The organism is Pseudomonas sp. D5(2026), assembly GCF_057766845.1.
Genome location: NZ_CM173421.1, coordinates 955,063 through 976,205, shown reverse-complemented (window position 1 = coordinate 976,205; position 21,143 = coordinate 955,063). Strand labels below are relative to the sequence as shown.

General features: G+C 62.7%; 19 protein-coding genes. 8 read left to right on the top strand and 11 right to left on the bottom strand.

Annotated features, from left to right (window positions below; translation table 11 throughout):
• The 7 genes from AC3B5Q_RS04530 to mreB form a co-directional block, all read right to left on the bottom strand.
• Positions 1-852, bottom strand: a complete 852-nt coding sequence (locus AC3B5Q_RS04530; protein ID WP_021781847.1) for a carbon-nitrogen hydrolase family protein — start codon at positions 850-852, stop codon at positions 1-3.
• Between the two features lie 8 nt (positions 853-860).
• On the bottom strand, positions 861-4,682 hold the full coding sequence (locus tag AC3B5Q_RS04525) for a YhdP family protein (RefSeq protein ID WP_488392847.1): 3,822 nt from the start codon (positions 4,680-4,682) through the stop codon (positions 861-863).
• Between the two features lie 82 nt (positions 4,683-4,764).
• Positions 4,765-6,222, bottom strand: coding sequence for a ribonuclease G (gene rng, locus AC3B5Q_RS04520; RefSeq protein WP_021781845.1), 1,458 nt, complete (start codon positions 6,220-6,222; stop codon positions 4,765-4,767).
• 54 nt (positions 6,223-6,276) lie between these two features.
• Positions 6,277-6,888: a Maf family protein gene (locus AC3B5Q_RS04515; RefSeq protein ID WP_021781844.1), complete on the bottom strand. Its 612-nt coding sequence runs from the start codon at positions 6,886-6,888 to the stop codon at positions 6,277-6,279.
• A gap of 32 nt (positions 6,889-6,920) precedes the next feature.
• Positions 6,921-7,409, bottom strand: a complete 489-nt coding sequence (gene mreD / locus AC3B5Q_RS04510; RefSeq protein WP_003255161.1) for a rod shape-determining protein MreD — start codon at positions 7,407-7,409, stop codon at positions 6,921-6,923.
• Positions 7,409-8,401 (bottom strand): rod shape-determining protein MreC, encoded by a 993-nt coding sequence (gene mreC, locus AC3B5Q_RS04505; RefSeq protein WP_021781842.1) that lies wholly within the window; start codon positions 8,399-8,401, stop codon positions 7,409-7,411. Before mreC ends, mreD begins: the two co-directional genes overlap by 1 nt.
• Positions 8,402-8,627: 226 nt before the next feature.
• Positions 8,628-9,665 (bottom strand): rod shape-determining protein MreB, encoded by a 1,038-nt coding sequence (mreB, locus tag AC3B5Q_RS04500; RefSeq protein ID WP_003255163.1) that lies wholly within the window; start codon positions 9,663-9,665, stop codon positions 8,628-8,630.
• Positions 9,666-9,870: 205 nt separating this feature from the next.
• On the opposite strand from mreB, the gene gatC reads away from it, so the two are divergent.
• The 5 genes from gatC (at position 9,871) to AC3B5Q_RS04475 (ending at position 14,689) form a co-directional block, all read left to right on the top strand.
• Positions 9,871-10,158 carry an Asp-tRNA(Asn)/Glu-tRNA(Gln) amidotransferase subunit GatC gene (gene gatC, locus AC3B5Q_RS04495; protein ID WP_003255165.1) on the top strand — a complete coding sequence of 96 codons (288 nt, stop codon included), beginning with the start codon at positions 9,871-9,873 and terminating at the stop codon, positions 10,156-10,158.
• Between the two features lie 15 nt (positions 10,159-10,173).
• Positions 10,174-11,625 carry an Asp-tRNA(Asn)/Glu-tRNA(Gln) amidotransferase subunit GatA gene (gatA, locus tag AC3B5Q_RS04490; RefSeq protein WP_021781841.1) on the top strand — a complete coding sequence of 484 codons (1,452 nt, stop codon included), beginning with the start codon at positions 10,174-10,176 and terminating at the stop codon, positions 11,623-11,625.
• An 11-nt stretch (positions 11,626-11,636) separates the two neighbouring features.
• Positions 11,637-13,082: an Asp-tRNA(Asn)/Glu-tRNA(Gln) amidotransferase subunit GatB gene (gene gatB / locus AC3B5Q_RS04485; protein WP_021781840.1), complete on the top strand. Its 1,446-nt coding sequence runs from the start codon at positions 11,637-11,639 to the stop codon at positions 13,080-13,082.
• 128 nt (positions 13,083-13,210) lie between these two features.
• Positions 13,211-13,585, top strand: coding sequence for a septal ring lytic transglycosylase RlpA family protein (locus AC3B5Q_RS04480; protein ID WP_012270637.1), 375 nt, complete (start codon positions 13,211-13,213; stop codon positions 13,583-13,585).
• Between the two features lie 60 nt (positions 13,586-13,645).
• Positions 13,646-14,689, top strand: coding sequence for a calcium/sodium antiporter (locus AC3B5Q_RS04475; protein WP_021781839.1), 1,044 nt, complete (start codon positions 13,646-13,648; stop codon positions 14,687-14,689).
• A gap of 143 nt (positions 14,690-14,832) precedes the next feature.
• On the opposite strand, the gene AC3B5Q_RS04470 is transcribed toward AC3B5Q_RS04475, so the two are convergent.
• From AC3B5Q_RS04470 to AC3B5Q_RS04460, 3 genes are all read right to left on the bottom strand, one after another.
• Complete coding sequence (locus AC3B5Q_RS04470) at positions 14,833-16,194, bottom strand: amino acid permease (protein ID WP_274102847.1); 1,362 nt, start codon at positions 16,192-16,194, stop codon at positions 14,833-14,835.
• Positions 16,195-16,250: 56 nt separating this feature from the next.
• Positions 16,251-17,192 carry an AEC family transporter gene (locus AC3B5Q_RS04465; RefSeq protein ID WP_101196485.1) on the bottom strand — a complete coding sequence of 314 codons (942 nt, stop codon included), beginning with the start codon at positions 17,190-17,192 and terminating at the stop codon, positions 16,251-16,253.
• Between the two features lie 193 nt (positions 17,193-17,385).
• The gene (locus tag AC3B5Q_RS04460) at positions 17,386-18,273 is read right to left on the bottom strand and encodes an acyl-CoA dehydrogenase middle domain-containing protein (protein WP_021781836.1); all 888 of its coding nucleotides are present in this window, start codon (positions 18,271-18,273) and stop codon (positions 17,386-17,388) included.
• Between the two features lie 160 nt (positions 18,274-18,433).
• Between AC3B5Q_RS04460 and olsB the strand changes: the two genes are divergently transcribed.
• On the top strand, positions 18,434-19,189 hold the full coding sequence (olsB, locus tag AC3B5Q_RS04455; protein ID WP_488392846.1) for an L-ornithine N(alpha)-acyltransferase: 756 nt from the start codon (positions 18,434-18,436) through the stop codon (positions 19,187-19,189).
• Positions 19,189-19,977 (top strand): lysophospholipid acyltransferase family protein, encoded by a 789-nt coding sequence (locus AC3B5Q_RS04450; protein ID WP_274102844.1) that lies wholly within the window; start codon positions 19,189-19,191, stop codon positions 19,975-19,977. Before olsB ends, AC3B5Q_RS04450 begins: the two co-directional genes overlap by 1 nt.
• Before the next feature lie 112 nt (positions 19,978-20,089).
• On the opposite strand, the gene AC3B5Q_RS04445 is transcribed toward AC3B5Q_RS04450, so the two are convergent.
• Positions 20,090-20,674 carry an acyl carrier protein phosphodiesterase gene (locus tag AC3B5Q_RS04445; RefSeq protein WP_021781833.1) on the bottom strand — a complete coding sequence of 195 codons (585 nt, stop codon included), beginning with the start codon at positions 20,672-20,674 and terminating at the stop codon, positions 20,090-20,092.
• A gap of 150 nt (positions 20,675-20,824) precedes the next feature.
• On the opposite strand from AC3B5Q_RS04445, the gene AC3B5Q_RS04440 reads away from it, so the two are divergent.
• A complete protein-coding gene (locus AC3B5Q_RS04440; protein WP_003255178.1) occupies positions 20,825-21,127 on the top strand; it encodes an ArsR/SmtB family transcription factor in 303 nt (100 codons plus the stop codon).
• Positions 21,128-21,143: the final 16 nt, after the last annotated feature.

The window sequence follows — 21,143 nt, the reverse complement described above, 5'->3', positions numbered from 1 at the left end:
TCACTCCGAGGTATGCGCAGGTCGCAACGCGCCCTGCGAAAAAAAGCGCCGGTGCGATACCACCGGCATGCGCGCCCGAATGGACGCTTGTTCTTCAATGTCGCGCTCGGCAAGCAGTACCGCTTCACCTTGCGCCTGTTCTGCGAGAATGCGTCCCCAAGGGTCGACGATCATCGCATGGCCATGGGTTTCCCGTGGGCCAGGGTGGGCGCCGCCCTGTGCCGCAGCCAGCAGATAACACTGGGTTTCGATGGCCCGGGCTCGCACCAGCACCTCCCAATGTGCTGCGCCGGTCACTGCAGTAAAAGCAGCCGGTGCGGTGATCAGCTCCGCGCCGGCGGCGCGCAGCGCGCTGTACAGTTCGGGAAAGCGCAGGTCGTAGCACACGCTAAGCCCAAGCCGCCCGAGCGGCGTATCAGCCACCACCACCAGAGCACCCTGCGCGTAGTCATCCGACTCGCGGTAGCGGCCCCGATTGTCGGCCACATCCACGTCAAACAGGTGCAGCTTGTCATACCGTGCCACCACCTCGCCGTGTTCATCGATCAACAGCGAGCACGCATGGGCCTTGGCATCGGGCTGGCCGACCGGTGGCAATGGCAAGGTACCGGCAACAATCCATAACTTGAGGTCGCGGGCGGTGCGTTTCAACCATGGCAGAATAGGCCCTTCCCCCAAGGCCTCGGCACGGCCGATGGCAGCAGCGTCCTTGCGCCCCATGGCGGCAAAGTTTTCCGGCAGCACCGCCAACCGTGCGCCGCCGGACGCGGCCTGCTCCAACAGGGCACCGGCACGCTGCAGGTTGGACTGCACGTCGTCCTGGCTGACCATCTGGATTACCGCTGCCTTCATGGGTTCTCCTAGCGGGATTTTTCGAAAGGTTTCACAAATGTGATTCTAGGCTCTTTCCATGGCCCTTCGACACGGTAGTGCACGCTGGCAAAGCGTGACACGCGGTCACCGATCAGCCGATCGACCAGGAACAGTGCGCCACCCACAGCTGGCGCGCCGACGATCAACGCTGCCAGCGGCAGGTTGTTGGTCACCGGCAGGCTCACCTGCAGGTCGGCATCGACCCGGTCGCTGACCATGTCCAGCGTGCCGTCGAGCTCGAAGTTGCTCGACGGGCCGGTCACGGTAATCGGTTTGCGGGTTACGTAGACGCCACTACTGGCCACCAGCAAGCCCTTGACCCGGTCATAGGCCAGGCCCTTGTCAAACAGGTCGGAAAAGTCCAGACGCAGGCGACGGCCAATCGAGTTGAAGTTGAGCAGGCCGAACACCCGCAGTGCCTGTGCACTGCCTTCGACCTCGACGAACTGGCCGGTGCGCAGCGCTGCATCCAGGCTGCCCGAGAAGCGTTTCAGGCCCACCGCGGCCGGCGAACCCGGCCAGCGGCCATCCACATCCAGGCGGAAGTCGCGGCTGGTCACAGTCGGGGCAAAGCCCCAGGCTTTGAGCACATCCGCCAGGTTCTTGCCATCAAGGCGCCCTTTGTACCAACTACTGGTTTTGCCCGTTTCACCCTCCCAGCCACCACCGCCATCAATGCGCAACCCCTTGAGGTCGAGGTCGATATCACTGGCCTTGACGCCACGTGCGGTCGGCCGCAGCTTGATCGAGGCGCTGCCGTAAAGATCGTCACCTCGATAAAGCTTGTCGATGCTCAGGTCCAGTGCCGGGACTTTGCGCGGATCGAACGAGGACAGCGGGTCGGGCCCGTCTTCAGCCTGCTGTTCAGCGGCGCTGGCGGCAGGCAGGCGCAAGGTCTGCATGCGCACGACCATGGGCGCGCCCTTGGCATCCGGTACGCGTGCGTTACCGATGACCTCCTTGCTGTCGAGGCGCAAATCCCAGGCTGGCCCGGCCCGGGCCAGGCGAACTACGGCCTGGTTCAGGTCCATGCCGAAGGCTTTCAACTGGCCGATGCTCAGGTCGACGCTTTGCAAGTTCTGCCGCGCGCTGCCACCCGGGTCGTCGCCAGCAAGCTGGGCAGCCTTTTCCTGCCAAGGGGCCAGGTCCAGGGTCTCCAGGCGCCCGCGCACCCTCAGCCCCTGGCTGACAGGTACCCGGGCGTCGCCTGTACCCAGCACCAGCTCGCCACGGCCCTGAGTCAACTTTTCGGCCGGCGCAGCATAGGCAAAGCGGGCAAGGTCGGCGTAGGCGGCATCGAATTGCCGCTCCGGGCCCTGAAGGCTCATGTTGAAACGGCTGTCACGGGTATCTGCTGCCGCTTTGCCGAACGGAGCCGGCAAGTCGATGGCCAGGCCCTTGAGGCTGGAAGTGACACTCAGGCGGTTGTCCCGGCTCCCCAGACTGAGCTGCAACTGATACGGCAGGTCACCGGATGCCGGCAAAGCCTGGTTGAATTGCAGCCAGTCAGTCAGCGCCTTGAGCGATACCTGGCCATTGGCATTGATGCGGGTCTGCATCTGTCCAGCCTGACCTTCAGCGGTGATTCGAGCCGTTACCGGCTTGCCGAAGGCCTGTAGGCTGATGCCCTTGCCACTCAGGCCCTTGTCGAAGTCGAAGCTGAAGTCGCCCTTCAGGCGGTTCAACTCCAGGCTCGGCGGGGCAACCTTCAGGCGCGCATCACTGGTGGCGAAGTACACCTGCACTTTTGGGCGCTGCCCATGGGTCAGCGGGATATCGAGCTTGACCTTGCCCTTCAGCGGCCCCTCACCTTCCCAGCCGGCAAAAATCTCACCGGTGCCGATGGGCGCTTCCTTGAGAATCTTCAGGCCATCACCCAGGCTACCGTCGAAGTCGCCGTCCAGATAAAGGTGACTGTGCTGGTCACCGTCAACATGCGGGATATCGACTTTCACATCGCTGACCTTGGTGTCGAGCAGCACGCCTCGCCGGGCCATGATGCGCACGCCACTGTCCTCGATGAACACATCGCCATCCACATGCTGCACCTGTGGCCAACCAGGCTGGAAGTCCAGGGCGGCGTCGTGCACCTTGAAGAACAGGCTGATGCTGCGCGCTTCCGGCGCTGCGCCATGGTTCAGCGAGCCCTGATACTGGAAATAACCCTCGTCCACGGCACCTTTGACGATAGCGCTGCGCAGCCATTCGTCGAGTGCCGGGCTGAGCACTTCGGGCAAGTACTTGGCGGTATAACGGCCATCGCCTTCGGTCAGGCCGACGCGCAGGTCCATGTAGTCCTCGCGGCCCTCCTCGAACAACAGGCGAATCAGGAAGTCACCGGCGATCTTGCCCTCTTCGCCCAGCACTTTGAGGTAGGGCGCAACCAGGGTGAAACCGTCTTTGTCCAAAGTCCAGGTCAGGCGCGCATTCGCCTTCTGGTAGTGCCAGGGCTTGGCGAAGATCGGGTACAGATGCAGCATGAACGCATCGGTATCCAGGCGCAGCTCGCCATGGCCCAGATCACCCCTGATGCTGCCACTGACGTTACCGGCCGCCGGGGCGTTGTGATAAGCATCGAAGCCTACTTTCTCCAGGTTGGCTGCAAACTGCAGGCGCTGGTCACCCTCGGCCTTGGGCCTGGCCTCGAGGCGCACATTGCGCAACGTACCGGTTACCTTCAAGCCATCGACCACATCCTTTACCTTGTCCGGCAGCGGTGCCAGGGCATCGATCAGCGGGGTCAGCGGTGTGAGGTCGAGGCGGTCCGCCTGTAACTGCCAGCTTTCATCGGCTGCGTTCTGGCCAGGGCGCTGCTGCAACTGCAGGTGAGACTCCCAGCGAGCCTTACCGAGGTCCATGGCCAACGAGTCGACGACTACGTCGAAGCCTTGCTCCCGCCGCTGGAACCACGCACCAAAAGCCAGATTATTCAGGTTGGCAGCCTTGCGCCCGGCATAGGCGCCCTCCAGCCTGGGAGCATTGAGCCGTACGACGGCCCGTTGCAACTGTCCCTTGCCCCAGTTGACCCAGAACTCACCGCCTGCCCGCAGGGTATCAGCATGCCACTGCCCCAACACCCGGGGCGGCAGCCAATGTGCCCAGTCACTTTGCGGCAGGCTCAAATAGGCTTCTACCTCGCCATCGCGCCAAGCTTCGGCCGACATATGGCTGTTCAGGCTCAGCGCCAGGGGCTGGCCGTCGGGCAGGGTGGCACGCAGGTCCAAGGCCTGGCGTGTGGCACCGGCCTGCACGCCGGCACTCACATAAGTCAGGGTCAGCGGGTCGCGCTGCCAGGGGTGCAGGGTGACCAGACTGTCGCACACATCGATGCGCCCCAGCTGGCGCAAGCGCTGCAGCAGGTCGGCAGGGTCCAGCGGTGCATCGTCCTTTTTAGGTAGGCCTTCGAGGCTCCAGGCGCCCTGCTCGTTCTCGCGAAGGATCAGTTGCAGCCCGCCCAGCTGAATACGCGCCAGGCGCACTTCGCGGGCGGTAAGGCTGGCCCAGATGTCGGGCACCACCATGACCTCGTCCAGCCGCAGCGCCTTGGCGCCTTCGCCCAATTGCAGGTCGCGCACCCGCAACACGGGGGCCAGTCCGCTCCAGTGCCCTTCCAGGGCACCGACATGCACGGGCAGGCCCAGCGCCTGCTCGGCCTTGCTTTCTACATCGGCACGGTACTCGGCTACCAGCGGCACCAGTTCACGACCGAGGCTGACATATAGCGCTACCAATACTGTCAGCAGGGCACATATGCCCAACCCCCAGCGGGTCAGAGCGACAAGAACGCGGTTCAGACGTCCCATGGCCATGGCCCTCCAAGTCGTTTATCCATGATGGCCGGTACTGCCGGTTTTGCCAGCCCGACGACGCAGTGGCGTGTTTCAGAAGGCCTCAGAGCAGCACCACGTCGTATTGTTCCTGCGAATACATCGACTCGACCTGGAAGCGAATGGTTCGACCGATGAAGGCCTCCAGTTCCGCCACGTTGCCTGATTCTTCATCCAGCAGGCGGTCGACCACCTTCTGGTTGGCCAGCACACGGTAGCCTTCAGCCTGATAGGCACGGGCCTCCCGCAGGATCTCGCGGAATATTTCGTAACAGATGGTCTCGGGTGTTTTCAGCTTGCCGCGGCCCTGACAGGCCAGGCACGGCTCGCAAAGCACCTGCTCCAGGCTTTCCCGCGTGCGCTTGCGGGTCATCTGCACCAGGCCCAACTCGGTGATGCCAATGATGTTGGTCTTGGCATGATCGCGCTCCAGCTGTTTTTCCAGGGTACGCAGTACCTGGCGCTGGTGATCTTCGTCTTCCATGTCGATGAAGTCGATGATGATGATGCCGCCAATGTTGCGCAGGCGCAGTTGTCGGGCGATGGCGGTAGCGGCCTCGAGGTTGGTCTTGAAGATGGTTTCTTCGAGGTTGCGGTGGCCGACGAAAGCCCCGGTGTTGACATCAATGGTGGTCATCGCTTCGGCCGGGTCGACCACCAGATAGCCGCCGGACTTCAACGGCACCTTGCGCTCAAGGGCCCGCTGGATCTCGTCTTCGACGCCGTACAGGTCAAAGATCGGGCGCTCGCCCGGGTAATGTTCGAGGCGGTCGGCAATTTCCGGCATCAACTCGCCGACGAACTGTGTAGTCTTCTGGAAGGTTTCCCGCGAGTCGATGCGGATCTTCTCGATCTTCGGGTTGACCAGGTCGCGCAGGGTACGCAGGGCCAGGCCAAGGTCTTCGTAAATGACCGTGGGCGCGCCGCAGGTCTTGATCTGGGTGCCAATTTGCTCCCACAGGCGGCGCAGGTAGCGAATGTCCTGCAAGATCTCCTCGGCACGCGCACCTTCGGCGGCGGTGCGCAGGATGAAGCCGCCGGCATCCTTGATGTTCTCGCTATCCATGCAGTCGCTGACCACCTGCTTGAGGCGATCACGCTCGGCTTCGTCCTCGATTTTCAGCGAAATACCGACATGACTGCTGCGCGGCATGTACACCAGGTAGCGCGACGGAATTGATAGCTGAGTGGTCAGGCGCGCACCCTTGGTGCCGATCGGGTCCTTGGTCACCTGCACCACCAGGGCCTGCCCTTCGTGTACCAGTGCGGTGATGTTCTCTACCGCCGAGCCTTCACGCTGGGAAATTTCCGAGGCATGGATAAACGCAGCGCGCTCAAGGCCGATGTCGACGAAGGCCGCCTGCATGCCTGGCAGCACACGCACCACCTTGCCCTTGTAGATATTACCGACGATGCCACGGCGCTGGGTGCGCTCGACGTGCACTTCCTGCAGCACCCCGTTTTCCACCACCGCCACACGTGACTCCATCGGGGTGATGTTGATCAGGATCTCTTCACTCATGGCAGGCTCTCGTCAAAGGTTCTTTCTAATGATGGATGGCGTATGCACTGCTGGCTACTGCGGGTTTGTTACCTCTGGCGTATGCGCGGGCGATTGCCAGCAGGCAATGCCGAACTGGCCAAGCAAATCCGCCGTTTCACAGAGCGGCAAGCCGACCACCGCCGAGTAGCTGCCAGAGAGGCCGGTGACGAACACCGCACCCAACCCCTGGACGGCATAGCCGCCTGCCTTGTCGACCGGCTCGCCGCTGGCCCAGTAGCGCTGCGCTTCATCGGTACTGATGGCGCGAAAGCGCACCTTGCTGGTAACGCAAAAACTGTGCACCCGCTGGCCATCGTCCAGGGCAACAGCGGTCAGCACCTGATGCTCGCGGCCCGACAGGTCAGCCAGCATGGCCAAGGCATCTTCGCGGTTTTCCGGTTTGCCGAGAATACGACCATCGAGCACCACGGCAGTGTCTGCGCCGAGCACTACAGCCGGCCCGTCGACACGGGCCAGGCCGGCGGCGGCCTTTGCCCGGGCCAGGCGTTCGACGTAGGCAGGGGCGCTTTCGCTGGGCAGCGGAGATTCATCGACGGGGGCATTGATGACAATGAATGGCACGCCGATCTGCGTCAGCAGTTCACGACGACGGGGCGAGCCGGAAGCCAGGTATAGCGGGGTCATGCAGACATCTCCCTGTCAGCGGCACATTGCCGTCAGTTGATATGCAAGCGTCGACGCAGGTCGCGCAAGGCAAAGCTGATCCACGGCCAGAGCAAGGCACTGATTACCGCCGACCAAACCAGCGCCAAGGTGGGCAGGCGGTTGCCGGTCAGTGCGCTGAGCCATAGCTGGATCAACTGGGCGATGCCAAAGATCACCAGAATGACCAGGCTTTGCTGCCACATGGGGAACATGCGCAGACGCTGCTGCAGGGACAGCACCAGAAAGGTGATGAGGGTAAGGACCAGCGCATTCTGCCCCAGCAGGGTGCCATACAGCACGTCCTCGGCCAGGCCCAGCACAAATGCCGTGGTCATGCCGACTTTGTTCGGCACGGCAAGGGTCCAGAACGACACCAGCAAGGCCAGCCACATGGGCCGGAACACCTCCATGAACTGCGGCATGGGAGAAACACTGAGCAGCAGGCCGATGGCGAAAGTAAGCCAGATGACCCAGCCGTTGTTGCGGCGTGATGCAGCCATCATTGCCTCCGGGGTTGAGCGGGTGCGGCCGGCGTGGCAGGTGCAGCAGCCGGGGCTGCTGGCTGCGCGACCGGAGTGACCGGAGCTGCCGGTGCGACCGCCGCGGCCGGCGTACCAGCGGCTGGCGCAACCTGATCACCGGTAGCGGCCGGCTGACCAGCAGGTGCAGCCCCCTTGCGGTCAGCCTCCTCCTGCGCAATAGCGGCATCGGTGGCGCGCTGCTCCGGGCTACGCCGGTCACTGAACACCAGCAACATATAGCGGCTGCGGTTAAGCGCGGCGGTGGGGATGGCACGGACGATGGCAAAGGGCTGGCCGGAATCGTGGATCACTTCGTTGACCGTGGCCACCGGGTAACCGGCAGGAAAGCGCTGCCCCATGCCGGAACTGACCAGCAGGTCGCCTTCCTTGATGTCGGCAGTGTCGGCCACATGGCGCAACTCCAGGCGCTCCGGGTTGCCAGTGCCGCTGGCAATGGCACGCAGACCGTTGCGGTTGACCTGCACCGGAATGCTGTGGGTGGTATCGGTCAGCAGCAGCACCCGCGCGGTGTAGGGCATCAACTCTACGACCTGGCCCATCAGGCCGCGGGCATCGAGCACCGGCTGGCCCAGGAACACACCATCACGCTCACCCTTGTTGATCAGAATGCGGTGGGTAAACGGGTTGGGGTCGACACCGATCAGCTCGGCCACTTCGACCTTTTCGTTGACCAGCGCCGAAGAGTTGAGCAACTCGCGCAGCCGCACGTTCTGCTCGGTCAGGGCCGCCAGCTTCTGCAGGCGCCCCTGCAGCAGCAGGGCTTCAGTCTTGAGCTTCTCGTTTTCGGCAATCAGCTCGGTGCGGCTACCGAACTGGCCGGCCACGCCTTGCCAGGCACGCTGAGGCAAATCGGTGATCCAGTACGACTCCATCAGCACCAGGCCCATCTGGCTGCGCACGGGCTTGAGCACGTCAAAGCGCGCGTCGACAACCATCAACGCGACTGACATCACCACCAGAACGAGCAGGCGAACGCCCAGCGAAGGGCCCTTGGAGAAAAGCGGTTTAATGGGCCGTTCCTCGTGGACGACTCAGGAGGTCATTGGACATGGGACAACGCACCAGCCTGGTTGCGGATTGACGGTTACGGCGCCCCAAACGGGCACCAGCGCAGCACATACAGGTAGCACTGTGCGTACTACCTGTAAACCGGGCGCTCGTGAACAGCAAGCGTGATCACTCGCTGGAGAGCAGGTCCATCGCGTGCTTGTCCATCATTTCCAGGGCGCGACCGCCGCCACGGGCGACGCAGGTCAGCGGGTCCTCGGCAACGATTACCGGCAGGCCGGTTTCCTGGGCCAGCAGTTTGTCGAGGTCACGCAGCAGCGCACCACCACCGGTCAGCACCAGGCCGCGCTCGGCGATGTCCGAAGCAAGCTCCGGCGGCGATTGCTCGAGGGCGCTCTTGACCGCCTGGACGATGGTCGCCAGCGATTCCTGCAGCGCTTCGAGCACTTCGTTGGAGTTCAGGGTGAAGGCACGCGGTACGCCTTCGGCCAGGTTACGACCACGTACGTCGACTTCACGTACTTCGCCACCTGGGTAGGCAGTACCGATTTCCTGCTTGATACGCTCGGCGGTGGATTCGCCGATCAAGCTGCCGTAGTTGCGGCGCACGTAGGTAACGATGGCTTCGTCGAAGCGGTCACCGCCCACACGGACGGACTCGGCATAGACCACGCCGTTCAGCGAGATCAGGGCGATTTCAGTGGTACCACCACCGATATCGACGACCATGGAACCGCGGGCCTCTTCAACCGGCAGCCCTGCACCGATGGCAGCGGCCATCGGCTCTTCGATCAGGAACACTTCACGGGCACCCGCACCGAGGGCCGACTCGCGGATAGCGCGACGCTCGACCTGGGTCGACTTGCACGGCACGCAGATCAGCACGCGCGGGCTTGGCTGCAGGAAGCTGTTCTCGTGAACCTTGTTGATAAAATATTGCAACATTTTTTCGCAGACGCTGAAGTCGGCGATGACGCCGTCCTTCATCGGACGAATGGCTGCAATGTTGCCAGGCGTACGGCCCAGCATGCGTTTGGCTTCGGTACCGACGGCGACGACGCTTTTCTGGTTGCCATGGGTACGGATGGCAACAACCGAGGGCTCATTCAGGACGATACCGCGCTCACGCACGTAAATAAGGGTGTTGGCAGTACCCAGGTCGATAGAAAGATCGCTGGAAAACATGCCACGCAGTTTCTTGAACATGGGAAAGTGACCCTGGGGAAAGCGTGGGTAAAAAAGTGCGGCAAACTCTAACAATGGCAGGGATTTTGGGCAAGGAGCCAATATGTTAAATTGGCTGTTTTTCCGAGCACGCCAGCAGAATTTCGCGGCCGTTAGACCGCCAGAAAGCTGACATGTTCCTCACTGCGGACCCAAATTCCGTTCTTTGTTTCCCTTGGAGATCCTCATGGCGCTTGAACGCTGCGACGTGGAAAAGATCGCCCATCTGGCCCGTCTGGGCCTGAATGATGGCGAACTGCCACGCATTACCGACGCCCTGAACAGCATTCTCGGCCTGGTCGACCAGATGCAAGCGGTCGATACCACTGGCATCGAGCCTCTGGCCCACCCGCTGGAGGCCAGCCAGCGCCTGCGTCCTGACCAAGTCACCGAAAGCAACCAGCGCGACGCCTACCAGGCCATCGCGCCGTCGACCGAAAGCGGTCTGTACCTGGTTCCCAAAGTCATCGAGTAAGGGATAGAGCCTGCCATGCATCAATTGACCCTGGCCGAGATCGCCCGCGGACTCGCCGACAAATCGTTTTCTTCCGAAGAGCTGACTGGCGCGCTGCTGGCGCGCATCAAACAGCTCGACCCACAGATCAACAGCTTCATCAGCATCACCGACGACCTGGCCCTGGGCCAGGCGCGTGCCGCCGATGCCCGGCGCGCCGCTGGCGAAACCGGCGCGCTGCTGGGTGCACCGATCGCCCACAAAGACCTGTTCTGCACCAACGGCGTACGCACCAGCTGCGGCTCGAAGATGCTCGACAACTTCAAGGCGCCCTATGACGCCACGGTGGTCGCCAAGCTGGCCGAAGCCGGCATGGTCACCCTGGGCAAGACCAACATGGACGAGTTCGCCATGGGTTCGGCCAACGAATCCAGCCATTACGGCGCGGTGAAAAACCCATGGAACCTTGAGCACGTTCCGGGCGGCTCGTCCGGTGGTTCGGCCGCTGCAGTGGCCGCGCGCCTGCTGCCCGCCACCACGGGCACCGACACCGGCGGCTCGATCCGCCAACCCGCGGCACTGACCAACCTCACCGGCCTCAAGCCAACGTACGGTCGTGTGTCACGCTGGGGCATGATCGCCTACGCCTCCAGCCTCGACCAAGGCGGCCCGCTGGCCCGCACCGCCGAGGACTGCGCGCTGCTGCTGCAAGGCATGGCCGGCTTTGATGCCAAGGATTCCACCAGCATCGAAGAACCGGTGCCGGACTACAGCGCCAGCCTGAACGCTTCGTTGCAGGGCCTGCGCATCGGCCTGCCGAAAGAGTACTTCGGCGCCGGCCTCGACCCCCGCATCGCCGACCTGGTCCAGGCCAGCGTCAAAGAGCTGGAAAAGCTCGGTGCAGTGGTAAAGGAAATCAGCCTGCCGAACATGCAGCATGCCATTCCGGCCTACTACGTGATCGCCCCGGCTGAAGCCTCTTCCAACCTGTCGCGTTTCGACGGCGTACGCTTCGGCTACCGCTGCGAAGAGCCCAAAGACCTCACCGACCTGTACAAGCGCTCACGCGGCGAAGGCTTCGGCGCTGAAGTACAGCGCCGCATCATGGTCGGGACCTACGCCCTGTCGGCCGGTTACTACGACGCCTACTACGTGAAGGCGCAGCAAATCCGCCGCCTGATCAAGAACGACTTCATGGCCGCCTTCAACGATGTCGACCTGATTCTCGGCCCGACCACGCCAAACCCGGCCTGGAAGCTTGGCGCCAAGAGCAGCGACCCGGTTGCCGCGTATCTCGAAGACGTCTACACCATCACCGCCAACCTGGCGGGCCTGCCAGGCCTGTCGATGCCTGCGGGCTTCGTCGACGGCCTGCCGGTCGGCGTGCAGCTGCTGGCGCCGTACTTCCAGGAAGGCCGCCTGCTTAACGTCGCGCACCGCTACCAGCAGGTGACCGACTGGCACACCCGCGCCCCCAACGGCTTCTGAGGAATTCACACATGCAATGGGAAGTTGTGATCGGGCTGGAAATTCACACTCAGCTCGCCACCCAGTCGAAGATCTTCTCCGGCAGCGCTACCACCTTTGGCTCGGAGCCGAATACTCAGGCCAGCCTGGTTGACCTGGGCATGCCCGGCGTACTGCCGGTGCTGAACGAGGAAGCCGTGCGCATGGCGTGCATGTTCGGCCTGGCCATCGATGCCGAGATCGGCAAGCGCAACGTGTTCGCACGCAAGAACTACTTCTACCCGGACCTGCCCAAGGGCTACCAGATCAGCCAGATGGACCTGCCGATCGTCGGCAAGGGCCACCTGGACATCGCGCTGGAAGACGGCACCATCAAGCGCATCGGCGTAACCCGCGCGCACCTGGAAGAGGACGCCGGCAAGAGCCTGCACGAAGACTTCAGCGGTTCCACCGGTATCGACCTGAACCGTGCCGGCACCCCGCTGCTGGAAATCGTCTCCGAGCCTGACATGCGCAGCGCCAAGGAAGCCGTCGCCTACGTCAAGGCGATCCACGCGCTGGTGCGCTACCTGGGCATCTGCGACGGCAACATGGCCGAAGGTTCGCTGCGCTGCGACTGCAACGTATCGATCCGCCCGAAAGGCCAGACCGAGTTCGGCACTCGCTGCGAAATCAAGAACGTCAACTCGTTCCGCTTCATCGAGCGCGCGATCAACAGCGAAATCCAGCGCCAGATCGACCTGATCGAAGACGGTGGCAAAGTGGTGCAGGAGACCCGCCTGTACGACCCGAACCGTGACGAAACCCGCTCCATGCGCAGCAAAGAGGAAGCTAACGACTACCGTTACTTCCCCGATCCGGACCTGCTGCCGGTGGTCATCGAGGACAGCTTCCTCGAAACCATCCGCGCCGGCCTGCCGGAACTGCCCCCACAGAAGGTCGAGCGTTTCCAGAGCCAGTACGGCCTGTCGGCCTACGACGCCAACGTATTGGCTTCTAGCCGCGAACAGGCAGACTACTTCGAAGAAGTGGTGAAGATCGGGGGGGATGCCAAGCTGGCGGCCAACTGGGTCATGGTCGAACTGGGCAGCCTGCTGAACAAGCTGGGTGTCGAAATCGATCAGGCGCCGGTCAGCGCCGCGCAGCTGGGCGGCATGCTGCTGCGCATTCGTGACAACACCATCAGCGGCAAGATTGCCAAGACCGTGTTCGAGGCCATGGCCGCCGGTGAAGGCGATGCTGACAGCATCATCGAGAGCAAAGGCCTGAAACAGGTTACCGACACCGGGGCGATCGACAAGATGCTCGACGAAATGCTGGCAGCCAATGCCGAGCAGGTCGAACAGTATCGTGCAGCCGATGAGGCCAAGCGCGGCAAGATGTTCGGCTTCTTCGTCGGCCAGGCCATGAAAGCCTCCAAAGGCAAGGCCAACCCGGGGCAGGTGAACCAATTGCTCAAGGCCAAGCTCGAAGGGTGATGATTTTCCCCCTGTAATGCTGCGAGGGCTTCGCCCTCGTTCGCGGCTGAAGCCGCTCCTACACAAGCCAGCGCTTCACCTGTAGGAGCGGGTTTACCCGCGAATGGCCGCACCGGAGAGCACCTGACTTGCTAAAACGATCCCTCGGCACCCTCGCCCTGTTTTCTTTCCTGGCCGGCTGCGCCAGCCATGACATCGACCCCCGCGGTTACGACCAAACGGGCACCGCTTCCTACTACGGGTCGCGCCACCACGGTAAACGCACCGCCAGTGGCGAACCGTTCAACCAGCACGGCCTTACCGCCGCCCACCGCAGCCTGCCTTTCGGCACGCGTGTACTGGTCACCAACATGGCCAACCAGCGCAGTGTGGTGGTACGTATCAACGACCGTGGCCCGCACACCCGCGGCCGCCTGATCGACCTGTCTCGCGCAGCAGCAGAAAAAATCGGCATGCTCCGTAGCGGAACAGCGCGCGTGCGGGTACAAGGGCTTAGCGACTGACGCGACAGGAGTCCGACCATTTTCGACCTGGCCACCCTTCCCACTTTTAGCCTGCTGCAAATGGGCGTTGCCCTGCTGTTGCTGGTCGGCGGCGCCGAGTTACTGGTGCGCTCCGCTTTGCGCCTGGCGCAACGCCTGCATGTTCGTCCGCTGATCATAGGCCTGAGCCTGGTGGCCTTCGGCAGCACCGCGCCACAATTGACCGTCAGCCTCCAGGCTGCCTACCAGGGCGCGCCGGATGTGGCAGTAGGCAGCGTGATAGGCAGCAACATCTTCAACGTACTGGTCATTCTCGGCCTGGCCGCACTGATCATCCCGCTGCGGGTGTCACGCCAGCTGGTGCGCCTGGACATTCCATTGATGATCGTCGCCAGCGGGCTGGTGTATGCACTGTCCGCCAATGCCCGCCTGGGCAGGGTTGAAGGGGCACTGTTATTGCTTGGGCTGGCCGGTTACCTGGCCATGCTCTGGCACCAGTCGCGCCACTACGCACGCACCTACCCTGCCCCGGACGCCGCCAGGTCAGGTGCCGGGCGCTTCTGGGCAGGTACGCTGCTGCAGGTACTGGTCGGCCTTGGCCTGCTGAGCCTGGCGGGCCACTTGTTACTGGAAGCTGCCATCGAGGTGGCCACCGACCTGGGCCTGTCCGAGCGCATCATCGGCCTGACGGTGGTTGCCATCTGCACCTCCCTGCCGGAACTGGCCGCTGCGCTGATCGCCGCCTTGCGTGGCGAACGGGAGATCGCGGTGGGCACGGTGATCGGCAGCAACCTGTTCAACCTGCTGGCCGTATTGGGCCTGACCGCACTGATCACCCCGGAGCCACTGTCGATTTCGCCTAACGCGCTGTCTTTCGATCTGCCTGTAATGCTCGGCGTTGCCGTACTGAGCCTGCCAGTGTTCTATTCCGGTTACCGCATCACTCGCGCCGAAGGCCTGGTGTTTCTTTGCCTGTACCTGGCCTACGGCCTTCATGTGGCGGCTTTTACCATGGGTATGCCGCTGGCTGGCCGCCTGGAGCGATTGATGCTGTTCTATGTACTGCCGGTGCTCGCCACAGTGCTGCTGTACACCACCGTGCGTGCCTGGCGGAGGCAGCATTGAAAGGCATGGAAGTGGCACGCGTCAGGGCCGCCAGACGCATGCCTTTAGGCTTTCATCGCCTGTGAGATCGAGCGCCACCCGCGCGGCGCTCGATCTCACAGACACCGAAAACCTAACGGCATACCCCTTACGAACAAACCCGATCAGCCCTTGGCCTGGCGCGCCTTCTTCATCTTGAAGGCGAGCCACAGCACAGCGATCCATGCCGGGATCAGCATTACCGAGATGCGAATTGGCGGCGTCAGGTACATCACCACCAGGATCAGCACAATGAATGCCAGGCACAGGTAGTTGGTCAGTGGGTGCCCCAGGCTTCTGTAGAAAGGGGTGATGCCGGCAGCCAGCTTGGCCTTGCGGAACTTCAGGTGGGTGATACTGATGCTCGCCCAGTTGATTACCAGCGCAGACACCGCCAACGCCATCAGCAAGCCAAAGGCCCCACCTGGCATCAGGTAGTTGATCAGCACGCACAGGCCGGTCGCAAAGGCCGAGACGCCCAGCGCGGTCAGCGGCACACCGCTACGGCTTACCTTCAGCAACTGACGCGGCGCATCGCCCTGGCTAGCCAGGCCGAACAGCATACGGCTATTGGCGTACACACAGCTGTTGTACACCGAGAGCGCAGCCGTCAACACCACGATATTGAGGATGGTCGCCACCAGGTCGCTGTCCAGTTCGTGGAAGATCATCACGAACGGGCTGCCGCCCTGCACCACCTTCTGCCAAGGGTACAGCGACAACAGCACTGCCAAGGCACCGATGTAGAAAATCAGGATGCGGTACACCACCTGGTTGGTGGCCTTGGGGATGCTCTGGCGCGGGTTGTCAGCCTCGGCAGCCGTGATGCCGACCAGCTCCAGGCCACCGAACGAGAACATGATCACCGCCAGGGCCATTACCAGACCCGTGACGCCGTTAGGGAAGAAGCCGCCGTACTGCCAAAGGTTGGCCACGCTGGCATCCGGGCCACCATGACCGCTGCCCAGCAACCAGGCACCAAAGCCGATCATGCTGACGATGGCTACCACCTTGACCAGGGCGAACCAGAACTCCATCTCGCCATAGACCTTTACCTGGGTCAGGTTGATCAGGTTGATCACCACGAAGAAGATCGCCGCCGTGGCCCAGGTGGGGAAGTCCGGCCACCAGTACTGCACGTAGATACCGACCGCCGTCAGCTCGGCCATGCCGACCAGCACGTACACCACCCAGTAATTCCAGCCTGAGACAAAGCCGGCAAACTCGCTCCAGTATTGGTGGGCGAAGTGGCTGAAGCTGCCGGCGACCGGCTCTTCCACCACCATTTCGCCCAGCTGGCGCATGATCAGGAAGGCCATCATGCCGGCGATGGCGTAGCCCAGCAACACGGAGGGGCCGGCCAACTGAATGGTCTGGGCAATGCCCAGGAACAAGCCGGTACCGATGGCCCCGCCCAGCGCGATCAGCTGGATATGGCGATTCTTCAGCCCGCGCTGTAACCGCTCGGGCGTGCTCTGGTCTTGCATGAAGTGTCCTTTAGCTCAGTGAGGCAGTGTTGTTGCTGTTATTTGCAGTCAAGGATCTAGATCCATCCGCCCCACTGCAAGATGAAAATACCAATGTTGGTGGTGATCGCCGCCATTAGCGTGGTAATCACGATGATCGACGCGGCCAGTTCATGATTGCCGTTGGCCGCCCGCGCCATCACGTAGCTGGCTGCAGCGGTCGGGCTGCCCATGTACAGGAACAGGATGCCCAGCTCCGCCCCGCGAAACCCGCAAAACCAGGCCCCAAGGGTGCCGAGCAGCGGCAGCCAGAGCATTTTCACGAGGCTGGCATCGATGGCCAGCCGGCCACAGTTACGCAGCGCTGCCAGTGACAGCGTGCCACCGATACAGATCAGCGCCAGCGGCAGGGTCATCTGTGCCAAGTAGTCGCCCGAGGTCAGCAACCAGTTAGGCAGCGGCACCTGACCGTAAGCCATCGGTGCGGCCACCAGCACGCTGATGATCAGCGGGTTGCTGAAAATGCTCTTGCAGATACTCCACGGATCGGACTTGAGGTCCGGACTGTACACCGCCAGTACTACCGCTGACAGCGAGTTGTACATGAGGATGACCAGGCCTGCGAGCACCGCCCCCAGGGAAATGCCATAGTCACCGTACAGGCTGGCGGCCAGGGCCAGGCCGATCACACCGTTGTTGCCGCGGAAGGCGCCCTGGGTATAGATGCCCCGGTCGGCCATCGGGCTGCGCCAGATGGCCATGCCCCAGGCAATGCCGAAACCGGCCAGGGTGGCGAAGATGAAATACAGGAGGACACCGGGCTTGACCGCTGCGGCCAGGTCGGCGTGGTAGATGCCGAGGAACAGCAGCGCCGGCATGCAGACGTTGAACACCAGCTGCGAGGCGACACGGTTGAAGTTGTCGTCGATCAAGTGTACGCGTTTGAGCAGGACGCCCATGAACAGCATGGCGAATACCGGCGCCGTGATGTTCAGGGTCTGGATAAGAAGGGCGAGCATGCGCAAGCGATCCTGGAGGGGTTGCCGTCAGGCGGCCAATGATACGTCAACGGCCGGGATTTGCGGGGATCAAGCGCGATAAAAGGAAATGCCTTTCAGGTTTTCCGATGCCTTCACCGGCCTCTTTGCACATAAACCCGCTTCCACAGGTACCACGCCGCAACTCATCGGCTCATACATACCTGTCAGCCATTCATGACAAGCCCGCAGCAACCCAAGCCTTGTTCAGCCGCTTCTCCCGCGCCGACGCCGCCAGCGCCATCACCCCCTGGTCACGCTGCCAGATTTGCGCCCAATGTACCGGCCCTGTCGCCAACGCCGCATCTATCTCCCCCCGCAACGCCTGGAACTGCGCAAACAACCCGCCCAGCAACAAGTGACAACCCATGCTATCGGCACACTGGCGGCTACCCTCGGCACAGCCGGCCAACAGCCCAAGCAACTGCAGGCGCAGCCCCTGCGGCCAGGCGCACTCTTGTCCCACGCCATATAACCAAGCGGTCAGCGCCGTGAGCACATACAAATCCTCCAGCGAACGGAACGGCTTCACATAGGCATCCCAACCGTCACCGGCCAGCAACTCGCACGATGCCTGCTCCAGCAGCAATCGGCCATGGCCGACTTCCGGCATCAGCGGCAGAGTTGGCAATGGCTCCAGTGTCACCCCCGGCTCCCCGGGGTAAACCACCGCCAGGCTCAGTTGCGGCGCAGCGCCAGCCGCTTCGCTACGCGCAGCCACCAGCAACCACTCCGCCTCCAGGCCAGCAGTAACGAAGTCTTTGCAACCCGACAGCCGCAGAGCATCCAGCCGTGTGTGCATGTCTGCCGGCCGCACGCTGCGCCGCTCGGTGGCACACAAGGCGCCAAGGCTGTGCGGCGCACTGGGCCACAACACGCGAAGGGCAGCCTGGTAACCCACCAGGAAGGCCAGGCCCGGGGTGGCCATTGCACGCCCGCCCAGTACCGCCAGTTCGAACGGGGCAACCGGGCCGAGGCGCTCAAGCAGCGCGGCGTAGGTTTCGCCCAGGGTGCCTGTCGGCGCGAGGCGAAGCGGATCGTTGAGTCGTTGCAACCAGGCCATGGCACAGCTCCTTGCTGGAGGGCTTTCAGTTAAGGCTCAGGGTGTGTCACGCAAGCATCACCAAAGATTCACAGGGGTGACACTGGGTCTACCTAGGCTGACTTTGCACAACAAAGCCGACCGGCCGCAACCCTTCTTGGCTGGCTTATGGAGACTCGTAATGACTCGGATCGCTACCGCTGGCGACTACAGCACTGAACGCCGTCTGCAAGCCGAACGCCTGGTTGGCGCCGCGGCGCTGCAAGAAGCCCAAGCCTTGCGCTACAGAGTATTCAGCGCAGAATTCAAGGCCAAGCTCAAAGGTGCCGAGCAAGGCCTGGACATGGACGACTACGACGTGCACTGCCGCCACATTGGTGTACGCGACCTGAGCACCGGCGAACTGGTTGCCACCACCCGCCTGCTCGATCATCAGGCCGCCAGCAGCCTGGGCCGCTTCTACAGCGAAGAAGAGTTCAGCCTGCACGGCCTGTTGCAGCTGCAAGGCCCGATCCTCGAGCTGGGCCGGACCTGCGTGGCCCCCGACTACCGCAACGGCGGCACCATCGCCGTGCTCTGGGGTGAACTGGCCGAGGCGCTCAACGAGGGCCGCTACAGCTATCTGATGGGCTGCGCCAGCATCCCCATGCAGGACGGCGGCGTACAGGCCCATGCAGTGATGCAGCGCCTGCGTGAGCGCTACCTGTGCACCGAACACCTGCGAGCCGAGCCGAAGAACCCGCTGCCGAAACTGGCCCTGCCCAACAACGTCATTGCCGAAATGCCACCGCTGCTCAAGGCTTACATGCGCCTGGGCGCGAAGATTTGCGGCGAGCCATGCTGGGACGAGGATTTCCAGGTGGCTGACGTGTTCATCCTGCTAAAACGCGACGAGCTGTGCCCACGCTACGCCCGCCACTTCAAGGCGGCGGTCTGATGCCGAAGTTGCGGGTACTGGCCCGCCTCATCCGACTGCTGCTGGTGCTGACGCAGGGCATGCTGATGGCCAGCATCATCGCCTTGGGAGAACGCTTGGGCTTCAAGGCGCCGATCGAACGGCGCCAGCGCTGGACCTGCCTGTTCATGAAGCGCCTGGTCGCCGCCCTACCCTTCGACGTGAAGGTAGTTGGCGAACTTCCACAGCGGCCGATGCTGTGGGTCAGCAACCATGTTTCCTGGACCGACATACCCCTGCTTGGCATGCTCACGCCGCTGTCTTTCCTGTCCAAGGCCGAAGTTCGCCATTGGCCGGTGGCCGGCTGGTTGGCGGAAAAGGCCGGCACGCTGTTCATTCGCCGTGGTGGTGGCGACAGCCAGCGCCTGCGCGAACAGATCGCCGGGCAACTGGGTCTGGCCCGCCCGCTACTGATATTCCCCGAAGGCACCACCACCAGCGGCCGCACGCTGCGCACCTTTCATGGCCGCCTGCTGGCAGGTGCCATCGACCGTGGCGTGGCAGTGCAGCCAGTCGCTATCCAGTACCTGCGTGATGGCCAGATCGACCCGGTAGCGCCGTTCATTGGTGAGGACGACCTGGTGTCGCACCTGATGCGCCTGTTCGCCCTGCCGCGGGGCGAGGTGTGCATCCACCTGCTGCAGCCAATAGGTAGCGTGGGCAAGGAACGTGCGGTGCTGGCATTGCAGGCGCAACAGGCGATTCACCTGGCGCTGTTTGGGGTTGAAGACGTGGAGATGGCGCCACGTCGACAGGCGCGGGCTGCCTGAATGCGTGTACTGCCTGTTCTGGCCCTTTCGCGGGTGAACCCGCTCCTACACCGAGCGCATTGCCCGTAGGACCGGGTTTACCCGCGAAGGGGCCAGTATCACCCACACACCTCTAACTGTCAGACCTCCGCCCTACCGCCGCAAACGCCTGCAGCTGCGGGTAGAACTCGCGAAAATCCGCCAGCAGCGGCTCATACAGTCGCTCCAGTTCCACCATCACCCCGGCCATCCCCTCAGGCCGTGACAAGCGCCGGGCAATGCCGTTGAACACCTGCTCCAAGGTGGCAAAATCGCCATACGCCCCTAGCCAGTCATCCGCTGCCATGAAAGGCGCAATCCGCGCCAACCGCCCAGGCAGCTCGGGCTCTGCCAGCAGTACCCGATAAAACGCGCCAGTGAACTGCTCCAGCGGCTGTTCGGCGTAGTGGCTCCAATGCCGTGCCAGGCAATGGTCGAAAAACACGTCCAGAACGATGCCGGCAAAGCGCCGCCGCTCGCGCGGAAAACGTGCCAGAGCCGCTAGCACCAACGGGTGCTGGTCGGTGTAACTGTCGATATGCCGGTGCAGCCGGATGGCCGCCTCCAGCGCAGGCGGAAAGCGCCCTTCCAACGAGCCTTTGACAAAGTCGCCATAAAGGCTGCCAAGCAGTTGTTGCGGCGCCGGGCCGCCCAGGTGCAAGTGTGCGAGGTAGTTCATGAGCGCAGTCTAGCATCGCCACCCAGCATATCGTTATAACGCGATATATCGATTCGTGCTCAGCTCAGAACGCCTTCGTATTTGTATATCGGAATTCAGCGAATTATATTTCGCCCTATCGCGATATACCGCTACAGCGAGCCTCAAACCATGCCACTCGATCTCGACGAAATCATAAAAGCACTGGCCCACCCGGTCAGGCGAGAAATTCTCAGCTGGCTGAAAGACCCGGCAACCCAGTTCCCAGACCAGTACCACAGCACCGAAAACGGTGTGTGTGCCGGGCAAATCGACCAGCGCTGCGGCCTGTCGCAGTCGACGGTCTCTGCCCACCTGGCCACGTTGCAGCGCGCCGGGCTTATCAGCAGCCAGAAGATTGGCCAATGGCACTTTTTCAAACGCGACGAAGCCACCATCCAGGCGTTCCTCGAACAACTGCGCCAAGCACTTTGACAAGGCAGGTAACCGC

What these genes read in the sequence shown, in the direction of transcription:
- AC3B5Q_RS04530 (WP_021781847.1), bottom strand. Translation starts at nt 852, where the DNA reads ATGAAGGCAGCGGTAATCCAGATGGTCAGCCAGGACGACGTGCAGTCC.
- AC3B5Q_RS04525 (WP_488392847.1), bottom strand. Translation starts at nt 4,682, where the DNA reads ATGGCCATGGGACGTCTGAACCGCGTTCTTGTCGCTCTGACCCGCTGG.
- rng (WP_021781845.1), bottom strand. Translation starts at nt 6,222, where the DNA reads ATGAGTGAAGAGATCCTGATCAACATCACCCCGATGGAGTCACGTGTG.
- AC3B5Q_RS04515 (WP_021781844.1), bottom strand. Translation starts at nt 6,888, where the DNA reads ATGACCCCGCTATACCTGGCTTCCGGCTCGCCCCGTCGTCGTGAACTG.
- mreD (WP_003255161.1), bottom strand. Translation starts at nt 7,409, where the DNA reads ATGGCTGCATCACGCCGCAACAACGGCTGGGTCATCTGGCTTACTTTC.
- mreC (WP_021781842.1), bottom strand. Translation starts at nt 8,401, where the DNA reads ATGTCAGTCGCGTTGATGGTTGTCGACGCGCGCTTTGACGTGCTCAAG.
- mreB (WP_003255163.1), bottom strand. Translation starts at nt 9,665, where the DNA reads ATGTTCAAGAAACTGCGTGGCATGTTTTCCAGCGATCTTTCTATCGAC.
- gatC (WP_003255165.1), top strand. Translation starts at nt 9,871, where the DNA reads ATGGCGCTTGAACGCTGCGACGTGGAAAAGATCGCCCATCTGGCCCGT.
- gatA (WP_021781841.1), top strand. Translation starts at nt 10,174, where the DNA reads ATGCATCAATTGACCCTGGCCGAGATCGCCCGCGGACTCGCCGACAAA.
- gatB (WP_021781840.1), top strand. Translation starts at nt 11,637, where the DNA reads ATGCAATGGGAAGTTGTGATCGGGCTGGAAATTCACACTCAGCTCGCC.
- AC3B5Q_RS04475 (WP_021781839.1), top strand. Translation starts at nt 13,646, where the DNA reads ATGGGCGTTGCCCTGCTGTTGCTGGTCGGCGGCGCCGAGTTACTGGTG.
- AC3B5Q_RS04470 (WP_274102847.1), bottom strand. Translation starts at nt 16,194, where the DNA reads ATGCAAGACCAGAGCACGCCCGAGCGGTTACAGCGCGGGCTGAAGAAT.
- AC3B5Q_RS04465 (WP_101196485.1), bottom strand. Translation starts at nt 17,192, where the DNA reads ATGCTCGCCCTTCTTATCCAGACCCTGAACATCACGGCGCCGGTATTC.
- AC3B5Q_RS04460 (WP_021781836.1), bottom strand. Translation starts at nt 18,273, where the DNA reads ATGGCCTGGTTGCAACGACTCAACGATCCGCTTCGCCTCGCGCCGACA.
- olsB (WP_488392846.1), top strand. Translation starts at nt 18,434, where the DNA reads ATGACTCGGATCGCTACCGCTGGCGACTACAGCACTGAACGCCGTCTG.
- AC3B5Q_RS04450 (WP_274102844.1), top strand. Translation starts at nt 19,189, where the DNA reads ATGCCGAAGTTGCGGGTACTGGCCCGCCTCATCCGACTGCTGCTGGTG.
- AC3B5Q_RS04445 (WP_021781833.1), bottom strand. Translation starts at nt 20,674, where the DNA reads ATGAACTACCTCGCACACTTGCACCTGGGCGGCCCGGCGCCGCAACAA.
- AC3B5Q_RS04440 (WP_003255178.1), top strand. Translation starts at nt 20,825, where the DNA reads ATGCCACTCGATCTCGACGAAATCATAAAAGCACTGGCCCACCCGGTC.